The following is a 14,541-nucleotide window of genomic DNA, read 5'->3' as shown; positions in this document are numbered from 1 at the left end:
ACCTGCACACCGGATGACATATGCCCCGAAGTAAAGAGCTGACGTTCCGCGGACTCGTTCTCGGGGCTCTGATCACGCTGATATTTACTGCCGCAAATATCTACCTTGCCCTGAAAATCGGCCTGACCTTCGCCTCCTCCATTCCGGCTGCCGTCATCTCCATGGCCGTACTGCGTATGCTCGGCGGCAGCAGTATTCTTGAAAACAATATGGTCCAGAGCCAGGCCTCTGCTGCCGGTACGCTCTCCTGCGTTTTCGCCACTTTCCCCGCCCTGATCCTGCTCGGCTACTGGTCATCCTTCCCCTGGCTGCTCGTTGCCGGAATTTCTGCAGCCGGTGGTATTGCGGGAGTGCTGTTCACCATTCCCCTGCGTCATGCCCTCGTTAACGGCTCTTCCCTTGTCTATCCGGAAGGCGTGGCTGCGGCTGAAATCCTCCGTGCCGGAGAAAGTCATGAAGGATCGGAAGGTGCCGCCAGACGCCTTATACTCCTTCTCCGGGGAGCCGCTCTTTCAGGCGGTATGGCTCTCGCGTCCGGCGGCCTGAGGATCATCTCCGACAGCGCAGGATGTGTTCTGACTGCCGGACAGGCTGTATTTCGCTTCTCCACCGGATTTTCCCTTGCCCTGGTCGGCGCGGGGTACCTCGTCGGTCTTGCAGGCGGTCTGGCGATGCTGCTCGGTTTCGTGCTGGCATGGGGCATTGCCGTCCCATGGCTGACTGCCGTAATGGATAATCCCGGACACCTTGCTCCCTCCGCTTTTGCCATGTCCGTCTGGACCGGCAAGGTACGTTTTATCGGAGCCGGCACCATCGCCGTTGCGGCACTGTGGACTCTGGGGGAACTCGCCCTGCCCGTGGCCCGCGGAGTCCGCACGGCTCTCTCCCGCACGCTGTCCGGTCCTGCCGATACGGATCGCGATCTGCCACCCTGGCTGATCGTGACGACCGGGGGGCTGATCTCCGCCGCGCTTTTCGCGCTGTTCTGTCTGTTCCTCGCCCCGGCCACATCCTCAGTCATACTCGCGGCACTGACCGGAACACTGTTCTTCCTCGTGTTCGGCTTTCTTACCGCCGCTGCCTGCGGCTATATGGCAGGGCTGGTCGGCTCCTCCTCCTCTCCCATTTCCGGGATCGGTCTGATCGCCAACGTCCTGATTTCCTCACTGCTGCTGCTTTTCAACAGCACCGGCCTTCTCGCGCCGGTTTTCTCTGCTGATCACTATCATCTCGCCATCGCCTTCACGATCGCAATCCTCTCTGCCATCACGGCAGCCTCCGCTATTTCCAACGATAATCTGCAGGATCTGAAAACAGGGCAGCTCGTCGGTGCTTCCCCGTGGAAACAGGAGGCCGTCCTCATCATCGGCTGCCTGACAGGTGCCGTCATCATTCCTCCGGTACTGAACCTTCTCTATCAGACCTACGGATTCACAGGTGCCCTGCCGCGTCCTGACATGGATCCGACGCGCGCGCTCTCCGCCCCCCAGCCTGCGCTGATGGCCATGATCGCAAACGGTATCTTCAACCGCTCCCTGGACTGGACGATGCTGACGATCGGAGCCGGGCTCGGCGGATGCCTGATTCTGGCCAACACGCTGCTGCGCCGGAAAAAAATGAGCCTCCCACCTCTGGCAGCCGGAATCGGCCTCTATCTTCCGCCTCAGGTCTCGCTCACCCTCGCCATCGGTGCCGGTATCGGGTGGCTGGTGCATCGCAGGCACCGGCAGGGAGAAGCCGGACCGGGGACTATGATTGCCTCAGGACTGATCGTCGGAGAAAGCCTGACCGGCGTCCTGCTCGCCGCGGTCGCAGCTGCGACAGGGCGGGACGATACTCTTTCATTGCAGGAATACATCCCGCCGCTCGGAGCACAGATTGCGGGAGGCATCATCTTTATCGCCGCCTGTATCTGGTTTGCGCGAAATATGAACGACAAGCGGAAAACAAAGTCTTAAATTTCGCCTCGGAATTTCATCTGTTAATTATTCCGAAACTATTTACCGCCAGGCTTGGCTCCGGAAGACAAAGGATCCATGCCATGCGCGTTCTGGAGGCTGCCCGCCTTGTCTCGACAGGAAAACTCGATCCGGAGATCCTGTGGGAAATGACAACCCTGCCTGAGCGCGTTGCTATCTCTCTGCTACTCGGACGTCCGGAACTGCTGCCACGAGAGACAAACACTCCGACACTCGCGAGGAAGACCCTATCCGCCCGTTACAGAGATCTGGTCATGCGTCGTGCACCGGTCCACGTTCGCCGACGCCTGCCCGGATTTACGGCGTAAGAGTAGTCCTACTGCCCGGTATAGCCCAGCAGACCAATATCCAGGTGACGTCCGTTGGAATAGTTAATCCCCTGAACGCGGCCAAATTCCACCGGATGAATACCGGATGAAGCAAGTGCCTCTCTCAGAGCGTCCTCATCACGGCGATCTGCCAACACAAGTGTGCAGGATCGGTCTGATTTCATGATATCTGCCGCTTCCGGCACACCGCGCAGCAGAACATCCCCGTGCATCAGAAACACGAGACTGGGTTCGGAAAAGGACACCGATACTACTTTCGTTTCCGTACATGGACGATATTCATCCACCAGTTCCGCCAGACGCGGTGCCATCCAGATGGTTTTCAGTCCGGGGATCACTGAAAAGAACAGCCCGACATAGACGATCACGGCCATACCCATGGCAGACACAGCACCCTGCCACAGGCGCCCCTGCAGCACAGAGCGAAGCGTCAGAACCAGCAGCGGCAGGCTGCCAGCCGCCATGATCCACGCCTCCGGCGGAACATGGTGCTCCAGTACCTGCGACAAAACCGCTCCGCTGCAGCACAACGCAATGCTGACAATCGTCCAGAGAACCCCATAGACGGAAAAAAGGATCCGCCAGCCCATGGGCCAGGGCAGTCGCAGCCCGCGTTTTTCCGAATCCGTCAGAGCCGCTGCGACCAGCAGTGCCAGCGCAGGCCAGACCGGCAGCACATAATGCGGCAGCTTCGTTGCGATCAGTTCGAAAACCAGCCAGTGCGGGACAATCCAGCAAAGCAGAAATCTTACCTGCAAGCTCCGACGCTCCGAAAGTATCCAGGGCAGAGTCCGCACGGCAAAAAAGGATCCGGGCCAGAACGTGATCAGAAAAACCAGAATATGATAACCCGGCGGCAGTCCATGAGCTTCCTGCCCGCTGCCGATTTTTCCCAGTAGGTTATGTCCTATGGCAAGCCGGAAAAACTCACCATGCGTCATCACTCCGATCGCAACGCACCAGGGCAGTACCACCGCCAGCATCACAAGCCAGCCCCATCGGGGCCGTAATCGCCCCCACCAGCTCCGGTCTCTTTCCACAGCCCAGAGCATCAGGACCGTACCAAAAAGAGGAATCAGAACTACAGGCCCTTTGAGCATCAGGCCGCACCCTGCCGCCAGCCACCAGCCAGCGGCTGTAAACGTTGATGTCGCCCGACCACTCTCCCTGTCCTGCAGCACTTTCATGAGAAGATACTGTGCTGCAACAACAGTCAGCAGCAGCATGCTGTCGATGGTGGCCATACGGCCCTCCGCCATCACAAGCACGGAAGTTGCGAAGATACCGGCAGCAAGCAGCCCCGCCCTACGGGAAAACAGTATGCCACCCGCCAGAGCCGTCAGCATCGTGACAATGCTCATCGCCAAGAGAGACGGCACGCGGTAAGGCCACACCTTATATCGATTCTCTCTGCCCGCAGCAGCCACACTCAGAGACTCAAGCCAGTAAATCCCGGCGGGCTGGAGATAGCGCGGCTTATCCTGGAAGCGCACGTCCACAAAATTTCCGCTCTTAAGCATCTGCGACGTCGCCTCCATATAGCGGGGCTCATCGCGATCAAACGGAGGAATACCGGCACGGCCTGGCAGGAGCAGGAAAAAGGCGGCAAGCCCTGCAAGCAGAACCCTGGCGGTCCAGTCGCGCCGACCGGGCGAAAAAGGAGAATTGTGACGTGAAAGGAAACGTTCCGGACGCTTCAGCATTCTCGGACGGACCCGGGAAGACGTGTGCGGTTCCGCAACCACATCACACCCAGCAGATCCCTGATACCAACAACGGCCCGGCCGAAATTTGTGTATTTAGACTGACCATAAAGCCGGGAGCGATGATGAACCGGCCGGCAGAGAAGCGGCACGCCATATGCACCGAGCAGCGCCGGAAGAAACCGGTGGAGCCCCTCAAACTGAGGCAGTCTCAGGAAATCCTCTCTGAGAAACAGCTTCATCGGTGCGCCGGTATCCGGGCAACGGTCATTAAGAATCTGCTGTCTCAGACCATTGGCAAACCGTGTAGCAAATCGCCTGGACCACGTATCACTCCGGCGAGGGCGCGTCCCGACAACCAGAGGTTCCCGTCCCTTCGTCTCGAGAGCAAGTGCCAGAAGAGAAGGAATTTCAGCGGGATCGTCCTGACCATCCCCGTCCATCGTTGCGATCCAGCGCCCTTTTGCGGCTGCTATCCCAGTCCGCAGCGCGGCAGATTTTCCACAACGACGATCATGACGCAGGATACGAAGTTCACGCATGGCCGGATGAGGCGCGGCAGACCGGACAGAGGACAGAGCCTCGGCTGTTCCATCCGTGCTGCCATCATCTACAAACAGAATTTCTGTTTCAGGAAGGGCTGAAAGCGCGGCCTCAAGCTCCGCGCAGACCGCGGGAATGTTCCTGACCTCGTCAAGAACGGTAATGACAACAGTAAGAAGAGGCGAATACATCGCCTCCGTGGAGTCAGACTCCGAAAAAGGACCTGACTGCTCGCTCAAGACGAAAACCCGCTCATGCCGCCCTGCCGGACAGCGCGACCGGAAGAGCTGTCATCGCCTCATCAATAAGTCTCTCATCAGTACCGCCGGCAACGGAGTCAGACATGACCCTGCGAGCCGCATCAAAAGCAGCCTCAAGAGCCGCCGCCCGAACATCCTCGAGAGCCGCCCGCTCAGCCGCAGCGATACGATCTTTTGCCTGCTGCTCACGGCGACTCAGCAGTTCTTCTGCCTCGGAACGGGCCTTCCAAGCCAGATCCGCAGCATGCTTACGTGCCTGCTCAATCGTCGCCTGTGCCTCTGCAAGAGCGTGCTCGCGATCACGGGTGGCATCCTCAAGCATCTGCTCTGCTTCCCGACGGAGGCGTGCTGCCTCATCAAGATCCTGCCGCACCCGGTTCGCATGACTGTCAAGCATGGCAGCGAGCGGAGTCCAGACCTTCTTTCCGAACAGAACGAAGAACAGAACGAAGGAAACAGCGAACCAGAAACCCGCTTCATGAAAAAGGCTGGACACGGGACTTCCCTCTCAGTCACCAAGCCGGATCACGGGCAGTACCCGCTTCTCCGCTCTCTACCGTTAAATTCTGTTATACCCGCATGCAACAGACATACGGGTTATTTTCTTCAGGAAATATGCGCAGGAAGTGCCCGCCCAACCGCATCCTGATCCGGCTGGGCACCCGTCAGGCGCCCTACAATTTCAGCAGCAGCCTCAGCGGCAATCGGACGCAGGGATGACAGAGCACGACTCCGCTCCTGTGCCACGGCAGCCTCCGCTGCGCCGATTTCCTCTTCCAGCCGAGCATTCATCTCGGCCAGACGACGGGCGGCTTCATCACGCTCGGCCCCGACCACCTTTTCAAGATGTGCCTGTGCCTCTGCATGGGCATCCCGACGCGCCTGCAGCAGTTCGTGAACCGCACGGTCTGCTTCCGCCTTTGCATTCCGCGCCAGATCAAGATCTCCCGATATCCGGTCGTCACGGCTCTTCAGAACCGTCTCAACCTTCGGGAGAGCCCATCCGCGCAGAGCCAGGAAGAAGAGAAGAAAGATAACACCACCCCAGAAAACCTGACCGAGTGTCAGCGGGTTGGCGAAATCAAGCTGCGGCATTCCCGATGCATACGCCCGCGGCGCTTCTGCAACCAGAAGAACCGCACCGGACAGCACAGCCGGGACAATACCGGTAAGGGCAGCCTTCATTGTACGCACGGGGAACACTCCGACCTCAGACGAAGAGGATAAGGAAGGCGATCAGCAGAGCGAACAGAGCAACAGCTTCCGTCAGAGCAAAGCCCAGCATACCCAGACCGAAAACATGCGGACGGGCGGCCGGATTACGGGCAATGCTGGCCACCAGCGTGGAGAAGATATTTCCCAGACCGATGCCGACACCGGCGAGAGCGATCACAGCGATACCGGCGCCGATTTCACGGGCTGCAGCGATGTCCATTTGTCTTGTTCCTTAATCTGAAAAGCTTGAGTGGTGGTGGAGGCAGATCCGGGGCAGCCGGCTCAGTGAGCAACGGCCTCCCTCAGATAGATGCAGGTGAGGATGGCGAACACATACGCCTGCAGCGCCCCCACCAGCAATTCCAGACCCATCAGCGCGATATTGATCACGAGGGGGCCAACCGCAAGTACATCACCGACAAACCCGAGACTGGCGAGCATGATGATGAAGCTTGCAAAGATATCGAACATGACGTGTCCGGCAACCATGTTTGCAAACAGTCGGATCGAGAGACTGACAGGACGCGACAGGAAGGAAAGGATCTCAATCGGGATCAGCAGCGGCGCCAGCCAGACAGGAGCACCGGCAGGCATGAAATGCGCAAAGAAATGCAGTCCCTGCACCTTGAGCGAAACGATCACCGAGAGAAGAAACACCATCAGAGCCAGCGCCAGCGTAACGGCAATATGACTGGTGAAGGTGAATGAAAACGGAATCAGACCGAGATAGTTACCGGCCATGATGAAGAAGAAAAGAGCGAAGATGAACGGAAAGAAGGCCGCGCCTTCAGGTCCGATCGTATCAACCGCCATATTATGAATGAATTTGTAGCTCAGCTCTGCAGCAGCCTGCAGACGACCCGGCACAACAGCGGCGGGCTTCATCCCGAAATAGAGAAAAACGAGAACGAGACAGGCAGCAACCGCCATATATACAGGCGACTGGCTGAGACGCAGGGCGCTGCCCAGACCACCCATAATGGGATGCAGCTCAAATTGCCCGAGCACGTCGATAGAAGATTCGCCCGCCAACTCTCAATTCTCCTACGCGCGCACGACTCTTACTTCTCGCACGACAGTCACGATCACCCGGTGTCGTCCGGCACCTTTACAAGACGCCAGACATTCAGAACCCCTGACGCACCCCCAAGCAGCGCGAATATAATAAGAAACAGAGCCCTGAAGCCGGTCAGCCGATCCAGCCACCAGCCCAGAGCACAGCCTATGACAAGCGCGGCAACCATCTCGGTTCCCGCCCGTAGGGCCAGACTGACCAGAGACTTGTCGTCTCGATCAGGCTCAGGCTCTTTCCTGCCGACACCCTGGCGGATTTCCGCCGCCTTCAGGCGTTCGTCAAAAGAGCCGCGTTCCTCATTCATCCGCACCTCCATTCAGGTGCAAGCGCTTGCTAACGATCTGGTCATTTTCTGTCAAGCAAACCGCTATGTTTTCCGCAGTAAAGTGCATGGTTTTTTCACCGTCAGAAACCGCAGGCTGACGCAGCAAGGCAGAGCAGCAGCCCGAGAACCGCAATCAGGGTCTCTATGACCGACCATGAGCGCATCGTCTGTGTGACGCTCATGCCCATATATTCCCTGATCTGCCAGAACCCTGCATCATTCAGGGGACCAAACGCCACTGAACCGGCTCCCGTTGCAATCACAAGCAGTTCAGGCGACACGCCATGCGTCTGCGCCAGAACCGGACCGGCAATACCTGCCGTCGTTGTCGTCGCCACCGTTGCGGATCCCGTCGCCAGACGTACGGTCGCGGCAAGACACCAGGCCATGACCAGAAGGGGAGCCTGCGTCCTGACCGCAAGATCAGTGATCACGCCGGAAATCCCGCTCTGCGTCAGCACATGGCCGAATCCGCCACCCGCCGCGACGACCATGAGCACCACAGCCGTCGGCGCCAGACATTCCTCCGAAAACTTCAGAATCGTTTTCGAGGAATATCCCCTCATCGTTCCGAAAACCACAAAGGACGCCAGTGTTGCGATAAGCAGGGCAATGTCAGCATTACCGATACCATGCAGGATCGTATTCGGAACCGAGCCTTTCCGGGAAATCAGATCCGCAACAGATCCCGCCATCATCATCACGACCGGAGAAAAAACCGTCAGCGCTGTCAGAAAAAACGGCGGCATGTCCTTCGGTTCCGAGCGCGATGTGAACTGCTCGGCCAGCTGACCATCTCCTTCGATCTTCAGTCGCGGAACGATAAACGCCGTATAGACCGGACCCGCGAGCAGCGCGACAGGTGTGCCGATCAGGACACCCCACATGATCGTCCGGCCAATATCCCCGTGATAGGCCGCCAGCGCAATCAGGGTCGCCGGATGCGGCGGAATCATCGCATGTGTCACGGAAAGCGCCGTCGCCATCGGCAGACCAAGCGAGACCATCTTCATATCCAGCCGCTTCGCCATCACAGCCGTCAGCGGAATCATAAGAACCAGGCCGACCTCAAAAAACAGGGGCAGACCGACCAGAAGCCCGACCACCATCATCGCAAGCGGCGCATGTTTCCGGCCGGCAAGCCCTCCGATCGTCATGGCTATACGGTCGGCACCGCCGGATTCTGCCAGCATCTTTCCCAGAATCGTGCCAAGCGCGATAACCGGCGCGACATGCCCCAGCACATGCCCCGCCCCGGCTTCAAAAGCCGTTACCGCAGCCTGAGGAGGCATCCCGGCAATCAGTCCCGTACACAGGGAAACAGCGAACAGCGCGATGAAGGCACTGATATGCACCCGCGTGATCAGTATCACGACCGTCAGAATCGCTCCCGTCGCGAGCAGGACAGCCCATAGAGGAGAGGTCATATCCGGTTTTTCCTTTCTTTCAGCGCGCCGCCACCCGGACACTGAGGCATCAGACGATCCGGTTCAGCAGATCCCTGCCCTCATCCAGCCGGGTCAGATTTTCCCGAAGGATATCGGCGACACGATGCTCATAAAGCTCACTTTCTCCGGCCTGATGCGGTGTCACGACCACATTCGGCAGGCTCCACAGAGGTGAGGACTCAGGCAGCGGCTCATCGGCGAATGTATCGAGTCCCGCCGCTGCAATCTGACCCGATAGCAGGGCTGAAACCAGATCCTCCTCCACGACGAGCCCGCCTCGTGCGACATTAATGACAGCCGCATGAGGCTGCATTCCGGCCAGGACACGGGCATTGAGCATACCCCGGTTCTGCTCTGTCAGCGGGCAGGCCAGCACGACATAATCCACAAGCGCGGCCAGCGAAGCAAACCTGTCCACCTCTGCGAAGTCGATACCGTCACGATGCGACTCCGGCACGTGCCTGCGCACAACCGTCACCCGTATCCCCAGTGCCCGGCACAGTCCGGCCAGATGCGCACCGATCGCACCATACCCGACAATCACGACATGGGAAGACGCAAGCTCCCGCCGGCGTCGGCCCGCCGTCAGAGGTCGCCAGAATTTCCGCGCCTGGTCATCACGTGCTTCCGGCAGAAACCGTGCAATGCTGAAAATCAGTGCCAGAGCATGCTCCGCTACAGCCACGGCGTTGGCGCCGCGCGCATTACACAGCGGCACTCCTCTCGATTTCAGGGCCTGAATATCGAACTGCTCGACACCGGAGGTAATGCTCTGAACCAGACGCAGATCCGGAGCTTTTTCCAGAAAATCATTCTGCCAGACCATGGTGACAAGCACATCCGTATCGCCAAGACAGGCCATCGCTTCTGCGCGCTTTCTCACCTGATGGCAGCGGACAGGCCGCGTCCATCCGCCGGTGATCGACAGAAAATCGAAGATCGGATGAATGACAAGAATACGTAAGGGCGATACGGCGTGCTCTGTCATGACCGGCACCTTCCAGGAAATATCCTTGTGTGACGAAAGATTTCGTCAGATCAGGATAATTACTGACGCCCAAGCCAGCAGGAAGCAAGCCGTGCGAACTCGGTCACGCTAAGAGTCTCTGCCCGGCGCGTGCCGTCGATACCTGCATCTGAAAGCAGATTCTCGCCGCCAAGCCCTTTCAGGGCGCTTCGCAGCATCTTGCGCCGCTGTCCGAACGCCGCTGCCGTTACGGTCTCCATCGCTCTGAACAGCGCCGGGTCCGGCTGCTCCGCATGAGGGCGGATCACAACGACAGCCGACCAGACCTTTGGCGGGGGCGAAAACGCTCCGGGCGGCAGCCGCATAACCATCGCGCACTCCGCACACCACTGTGAAATAACCGCCAGCCGCCCGTAATCCGGGGTATCCGGCGCGGCACAGATGCGATCAGTCACCTCAAGCTGGAACATCAGCGTCAGCCGCTCCCACTGAGCCGCCTGACGCAGCCAGCCGATCAGCAGCGGCGTGCCGACATTATACGGCAGATTCGCCACGATCTGACGCGGTGCAGGTCCAAGCGTCGTCAGATCCAGCCGGGTTGCATCCCCCTCGATGATCTGCAGACGACCCGGGCGCTCCGCTCCGAGTTCCTCCATCACGGCAATGGCACGGGAATCCAGTTCCACCACCGTTACCTGATCGGCCTCGCTGTCCAGAAGCGCACGGGTCAGACCACCCGGCCCCGGGCCAACCTCAATCACATGCCGTCCGGCAAGCGGCTCCGCAAAACCTGCAATTCTGGAGGTTATGCCGGGATCAAGCAGAAAATGCTGGCCCAGCGAGCGCCGTGCCGCAAGACCATGACGTTCAATGACGTCCGCCAGAGGCTCCCGGTGCGGAGGAGGTAAAGCAGTCAGCAGAAGATCCTCAGAGCTTGCTGATATCGGCACGAAGCGTAATTACCGCCCGGCGGTGCAGATCGCGGTCAAGCTGCCGTGCCGTCTGCTCCACACGCTCATTCAGAAGCTGATCGGCGATTTCATTCGGTGCACGGTTCGCGAAATTCTTCGTCTTTCTGCCGCAGACCATCAGAAGGTCGATCCCCTCCGTGGAAACCAGGGGACGCGATACCTTCCCTTCCGGCAGAGAGCCGAGAATCTGCCGCATCTGCTCATTCAGGCGCTCAAGCTGCAACTCACCGGGGTCAGACGGCCTGACCTCACCAAGTTTCTTATTCTCCGCCTCGATTTCCTCACAGGAATGCACGGACTGAGAAATATGCAGAGCTCTCTGCAGCGCATCGCGCTGCTGCTGGGTCGGCTGCTGTGGATTGAGCGGAGCCGTGAACGGCACGAAAGCCTGCCGGACAGACAGCAGCGTGCCAGGCTCGTTTCCGACCTTACGGCGCGACTCAACTGTCGCGATGACATAGCCGCCGGCAACCCGGATCGGATTGGAAATCGCCCCGATCGGCATCTGCCTGACAATGCTTACGACCTCAGGATCAAGGTGATCTTCCTGAACCCATCCCATGGAGCCGCCTTCAAGAGCGCTCTGCGCCTGGGAGAACTGAGCCGCCACGATCGGGAACGGAGCGCCGCGCCGCAGTTCCTGAATAATGGTCTCGGTGAATTTCAGCTCGGTTTCCGTATGCCGGGGATCCTCAACCGGCACGAAAATCTCGCTCATGAAATATTCGCTGCGTCCCTGCTCACGCTGGAGCGCTTCCGTACGCTGGGCAATTTCCTGCGCCGTGATACGCGCACGGCCGCCCATCTCCTGGCGAAGCACCTGAGACCAGCCGAGCTGCACGCGGATCTGATTGATCAGTGTCGTCAGCGAGACGCCGTCCTGGGCAAGGTGCTCACGCAGAGCACCTTGCGGCATGCCATTGCGCTGCTCGATACCGGCAATCGATTTCGCGATCTGATCTGTCGAGATGATGATATGCCGGTTGAGGATTTCCTGGGTCCTCAGACGCTCATCAATCAGCTGCCTGATGATCTGCGGGCGCAGGCGCTGCATCACCTCAGAACTGATCCCAAGGCCAGTGGAGAGCGCAAACAGCTTGCCACGATTATCAACCTCACGCCGCGTCAGCGGTACGCCGTTGATAACACCGAGAATATCATCCTGAACAACCCCCTTGTCTCCGGGAGCAAGACTGGCATCCGTGTGTGCGGCAGGTGCAGCCGCATGATGATGCGGCTGTGCGGCCACAGCCCCGGACACGGCCAGAAGCATCGTGAGCACGGCAGATGATCCGGACGAAAAAAGGCTCCGACGCATGTCTGACTTTCCGCAACGGGGTGAGTGGCGCTCCGTTCTAGCGGACACGGCATCTCTTTTGAAGCGCACGAGCCTCATTTGACGCCGAACGAGCCGATACTCTTGAGCGTGAAGGTCACGAGGAAGCTGGAATTACGGCTCTGACCACCGATCATGGTGTACTGCTTGATATACATGAAATCGAGGCCGAAGCAGTCATTCTGGAACCCGACAGAGCCGCCAAGGGAGACAAATTCCTTGCGGGACAGGGATCGCCGGGCGAAGCCGGACGCGTGCCAGTTACGCCAGTAGGTTGAGGCACCGCCCGTAATTTCGTTCGTCTTCTCATAATAGGCCACAGGCGGCCCGCTGTTGCGGTAATTCTGGTTACGCCCGTATTCGGCGTAGTAGTAGTAAGGCGTCGTCGGGCCATAGACATAGCCACCGTTGATACGAAAATGGGAAACACCGGCGCTGAATAGCGCGTCTCCGAAGTTGAACTTGCCTGTATAGGGAGAGATCCGTCCGCGTGCTGTAAACTGGAAAAACCGGTTCGGCACGGCGCGAATCCGCCCGACAACATCCGAAATGCGATGGTTGAGTCCCGAATACGGTACCATATTCCGCTGGATATGCTGCTGATAGCTCTGGCCTACCAGCACATCCACCTCATGCCCGTTCCACACCCATGATCCGTGAACACCGACATTCGCACGCAGACCGCTGTCCAGACGATCCGTTCCCTGCCAGCGATTGAGCGAGAAGAGCGTGGAATCCGTAAATTCGTAGGAAAAACTGTCTTCATTCGGAAGAAGACTGTTCGCGCTGTTACCCGTATTCGGACTGTAGATGATCTGTGCGATCGGCTCGAAAATCTGCGATCCGTGCCCTTTTGCAAAGCTGCGCAGGAACGGCCAGTTCATCTTTATGCCAATGGTCGGCTGAACCTGCCCCTGCACGGCAGATCCCTGATGACCATAATAATTCGGCTGCTCGTTAAGATTTTTCGCGTGATAGAGCATGGAGTCCACACGCAGCTGCAGCAGGAATTTCTGCCCCAGGCTGTTCCGGAACGGCCTGTCCCAGTGCAGGGCCAGTTCCCCGCGCTGATCCGTCGCTCCGTCCGGACGATAGACGTAGAAATCATGCGTATCGAGACCGAATCGTCCGCCCCACGCATCCGGCTGCCCGAGGAAGCTGTACTGATAGTACGGCAGCGCGAAAGGCAGTTCACTGTCATGAATGACGCCGCGGTTCAGACCCTGATACATCTGCGTCTCAACCCGGGAATAGGCACCCGTGCCGAAGCCTTCAAGAAATACTCTGGAATTCAGCGTGTCATTACCATAACCGCTGATCCGGTAGTCACGCATGTAATCCGCTGAGGAAGCAAGTTTGATGCTCGCACCCGCACGCCAGCTCTTCGTCAGCGTCATGCTCCAGTCAAGGAACCCGTATCCCTGAATGCCATGGTCGCTCGAATGGCCTACATTCTGGCCGAGCACATTGGTGTAGGCATTGTTCTTGTTCCGGTCATCCGCAACAGCGCCACGGAATCTCAATGTCCCGAAATTGAACTCCTTGCGATACTGGACGCCGATCTGCGGGCCGGTTTTCGTCGGGATCAGAAGCTGAGCGGTCAGATCGGAGCTGTCATCGATCACCCAGTAGTAGGGGATCGTGAAATAGGTCCCCATATACCGGTCGTGCGGAGTAATTCCGGGAATGAGAAAGCCGCTCTTACGCTTCTGGGAGGGATCCGGCATGGAGAAGAACGGCATGTAGATGACCGGAACTCCGAAGAATTCCAGCCAGGCATCCTGAAAATCAATACGCCCGTGTTCCGTGTCCTGCGTCGCATTCCAGGCGCGGAACTGCCAGAACGGCGGACGTGAAGGGTCCTTCTCACAGACCGGACAGGCCGTATAGACGGCCCGGCTCATGTCATTGATCTTTCCGCCAGTTCTGCGCATACCATTAGCTGCCATGCGGGCATCCTCGGCCATCAGGGTGCTGACCTTCGTCATAATGCCGTCACGCATGTTGCCGGTCACCTCGGCATAGGACGAGAAAACAACCGTCCCGTCCGGCTGTACCATGGCCACATGCCCGCGTGCCGCCAGAACCCCGGTATTGCGGTCATAGGTCATCATGTCAGCACGCATCACGCGCTGGCCCTGCCAGACCTGCACATTACCGGTCCACGTCACGCGACCGGCAGGATCGTCATAATCCACCTTGTCGGACTGAAAGGTGACGGGATCATCATTCCTCGTCGGCGTCACCGTCACGAGGTGCGAATGCGCCGGCCTGAACTGCGCGTGAGCATCAGGCGCGATTCCAAGACCGAGAGCCGTCACGCCGCTCCACGCCGTGCCGGCACAGAACGCCCGGCGATGACGGATCACACCACGCAGAACAACGGACAG

At 58.7% G+C, this 14,541-nt stretch carries 14 protein-coding genes; 2 read left to right on the top strand and 12 right to left on the bottom strand.

The window, feature by feature from the left end; all coding sequences use genetic code 11:
- The first annotated feature begins 20 nt into the window (after positions 1 to 20).
- Both LOC54_RS01670 and LOC54_RS01665 read left to right on the top strand, forming a co-directional pair.
- Positions 21 to 1,958 carry an OPT family oligopeptide transporter gene (locus LOC54_RS01670; RefSeq protein WP_279312082.1) on the top strand — a complete coding sequence of 646 codons (1,938 nt, stop codon included), beginning with the start codon at positions 21 to 23 and terminating at the stop codon, positions 1,956 to 1,958.
- Between the two features lie 83 nt (positions 1,959 to 2,041).
- Entirely contained in the window at positions 2,042 to 2,287 is a 246-nt protein-coding gene (locus tag LOC54_RS01665) for a hypothetical protein (protein ID WP_279312081.1), read from the top strand.
- An 8-nt stretch (positions 2,288 to 2,295) separates the two neighbouring features.
- Here the strand turns inward: LOC54_RS01665 and LOC54_RS01660 are convergent, their stop codons facing one another.
- The 12 genes from LOC54_RS01660 to LOC54_RS01605 form a co-directional block, all read right to left on the bottom strand.
- Entirely contained in the window at positions 2,296 to 4,011 is a 1,716-nt protein-coding gene (locus LOC54_RS01660; protein ID WP_279312080.1) for a glycosyltransferase family 39 protein, read from the bottom strand.
- Positions 4,005 to 4,745 (bottom strand): glycosyltransferase family 2 protein, encoded by a 741-nt coding sequence (locus LOC54_RS01655; protein WP_279312105.1) that lies wholly within the window; start codon positions 4,743 to 4,745, stop codon positions 4,005 to 4,007. Before LOC54_RS01655 ends, LOC54_RS01660 begins: the two co-directional genes overlap by 7 nt.
- A gap of 61 nt (positions 4,746 to 4,806) precedes the next feature.
- Positions 4,807 to 5,310, bottom strand: coding sequence for an ATP synthase F0 subunit B (locus LOC54_RS01650; RefSeq protein WP_279312079.1), 504 nt, complete (start codon positions 5,308 to 5,310; stop codon positions 4,807 to 4,809).
- Positions 5,311 to 5,420: 110 nt separating this feature from the next.
- Entirely contained in the window at positions 5,421 to 5,999 is a 579-nt protein-coding gene (locus tag LOC54_RS01645; protein ID WP_279312104.1) for a hypothetical protein, read from the bottom strand.
- Between the two features lie 25 nt (positions 6,000 to 6,024).
- Positions 6,025 to 6,249: an ATP synthase subunit C family protein gene (locus LOC54_RS01640; RefSeq protein ID WP_279312078.1), complete on the bottom strand. Its 225-nt coding sequence runs from the start codon at positions 6,247 to 6,249 to the stop codon at positions 6,025 to 6,027.
- A gap of 62 nt (positions 6,250 to 6,311) precedes the next feature.
- On the bottom strand, positions 6,312 to 7,061 hold the full coding sequence (locus LOC54_RS01635) for a F0F1 ATP synthase subunit A (protein WP_279312077.1): 750 nt from the start codon (positions 7,059 to 7,061) through the stop codon (positions 6,312 to 6,314).
- A gap of 53 nt (positions 7,062 to 7,114) precedes the next feature.
- The gene (locus LOC54_RS01630) at positions 7,115 to 7,408 is read right to left on the bottom strand and encodes an AtpZ/AtpI family protein (protein ID WP_279312076.1); all 294 of its coding nucleotides are present in this window, start codon (positions 7,406 to 7,408) and stop codon (positions 7,115 to 7,117) included.
- A 101-nt stretch (positions 7,409 to 7,509) separates the two neighbouring features.
- Positions 7,510 to 8,856, bottom strand: a complete 1,347-nt coding sequence (locus LOC54_RS01625; RefSeq protein WP_279312075.1) for a gluconate:H+ symporter — start codon at positions 8,854 to 8,856, stop codon at positions 7,510 to 7,512.
- Positions 8,857 to 8,905: 49 nt separating this feature from the next.
- Positions 8,906 to 9,865, bottom strand: a complete 960-nt coding sequence (locus LOC54_RS01620) for a D-2-hydroxyacid dehydrogenase (RefSeq protein ID WP_279312074.1) — start codon at positions 9,863 to 9,865, stop codon at positions 8,906 to 8,908.
- A 59-nt stretch (positions 9,866 to 9,924) separates the two neighbouring features.
- The gene (gene rsmA, locus LOC54_RS01615; protein WP_279312103.1) at positions 9,925 to 10,788 is read right to left on the bottom strand and encodes a 16S rRNA (adenine(1518)-N(6)/adenine(1519)-N(6))-dimethyltransferase RsmA; all 864 of its coding nucleotides are present in this window, start codon (positions 10,786 to 10,788) and stop codon (positions 9,925 to 9,927) included.
- Positions 10,772 to 12,133 carry a peptidylprolyl isomerase gene (locus LOC54_RS01610; RefSeq protein WP_279312073.1) on the bottom strand — a complete coding sequence of 454 codons (1,362 nt, stop codon included), beginning with the start codon at positions 12,131 to 12,133 and terminating at the stop codon, positions 10,772 to 10,774. The genes rsmA and LOC54_RS01610 overlap by 17 nt, the downstream gene beginning before the upstream one ends.
- 74 nt (positions 12,134 to 12,207) lie before the next feature.
- The gene (locus LOC54_RS01605) at positions 12,208 to 14,520 is read right to left on the bottom strand and encodes an LPS-assembly protein LptD (RefSeq protein WP_408740274.1); all 2,313 of its coding nucleotides are present in this window, start codon (positions 14,518 to 14,520) and stop codon (positions 12,208 to 12,210) included.
- Positions 14,521 to 14,541 lie beyond the last annotated feature (21 nt).

Origin of the sequence: Acetobacter sp. AN02 (assembly GCF_029759835.1) — a bacterium.
GTDB lineage: Bacteria > Pseudomonadota > Alphaproteobacteria > Acetobacterales > Acetobacteraceae > Acetobacter.
The sequence above is the reverse complement of the archived record's forward strand: the minus strand, read 5'-3'. Positions and strand labels throughout refer to the sequence as shown.

Excerpts from the sequence above, each read along its gene's own strand:
- LOC54_RS01610 (WP_279312073.1), bottom strand. The coding sequence starts at position 12,133 with ATGCGTCGGAGCCTTTTTTCGTCCGGATCATCTGCCGTGCTCACGATG.
- LOC54_RS01645 (WP_279312104.1), bottom strand. The coding sequence starts at position 5,999 with ATGAAGGCTGCCCTTACCGGTATTGTCCCGGCTGTGCTGTCCGGTGCG.
- LOC54_RS01630 (WP_279312076.1), bottom strand. The coding sequence starts at position 7,408 with ATGAATGAGGAACGCGGCTCTTTTGACGAACGCCTGAAGGCGGCGGAA.
- LOC54_RS01655 (WP_279312105.1), bottom strand. The coding sequence starts at position 4,745 with ATGTATTCGCCTCTTCTTACTGTTGTCATTACCGTTCTTGACGAGGTC.
- LOC54_RS01625 (WP_279312075.1), bottom strand. The coding sequence starts at position 8,856 with ATGACCTCTCCTCTATGGGCTGTCCTGCTCGCGACGGGAGCGATTCTG.
- LOC54_RS01665 (WP_279312081.1), top strand. The coding sequence starts at position 2,042 with ATGCGCGTTCTGGAGGCTGCCCGCCTTGTCTCGACAGGAAAACTCGAT.
- LOC54_RS01670 (WP_279312082.1), top strand. The coding sequence starts at position 21 with ATGCCCCGAAGTAAAGAGCTGACGTTCCGCGGACTCGTTCTCGGGGCT.
- LOC54_RS01660 (WP_279312080.1), bottom strand. The coding sequence starts at position 4,011 with ATGCTGAAGCGTCCGGAACGTTTCCTTTCACGTCACAATTCTCCTTTT.
- LOC54_RS01620 (WP_279312074.1), bottom strand. The coding sequence starts at position 9,865 with ATGACAGAGCACGCCGTATCGCCCTTACGTATTCTTGTCATTCATCCG.
- LOC54_RS01640 (WP_279312078.1), bottom strand. The coding sequence starts at position 6,249 with ATGGACATCGCTGCAGCCCGTGAAATCGGCGCCGGTATCGCTGTGATC.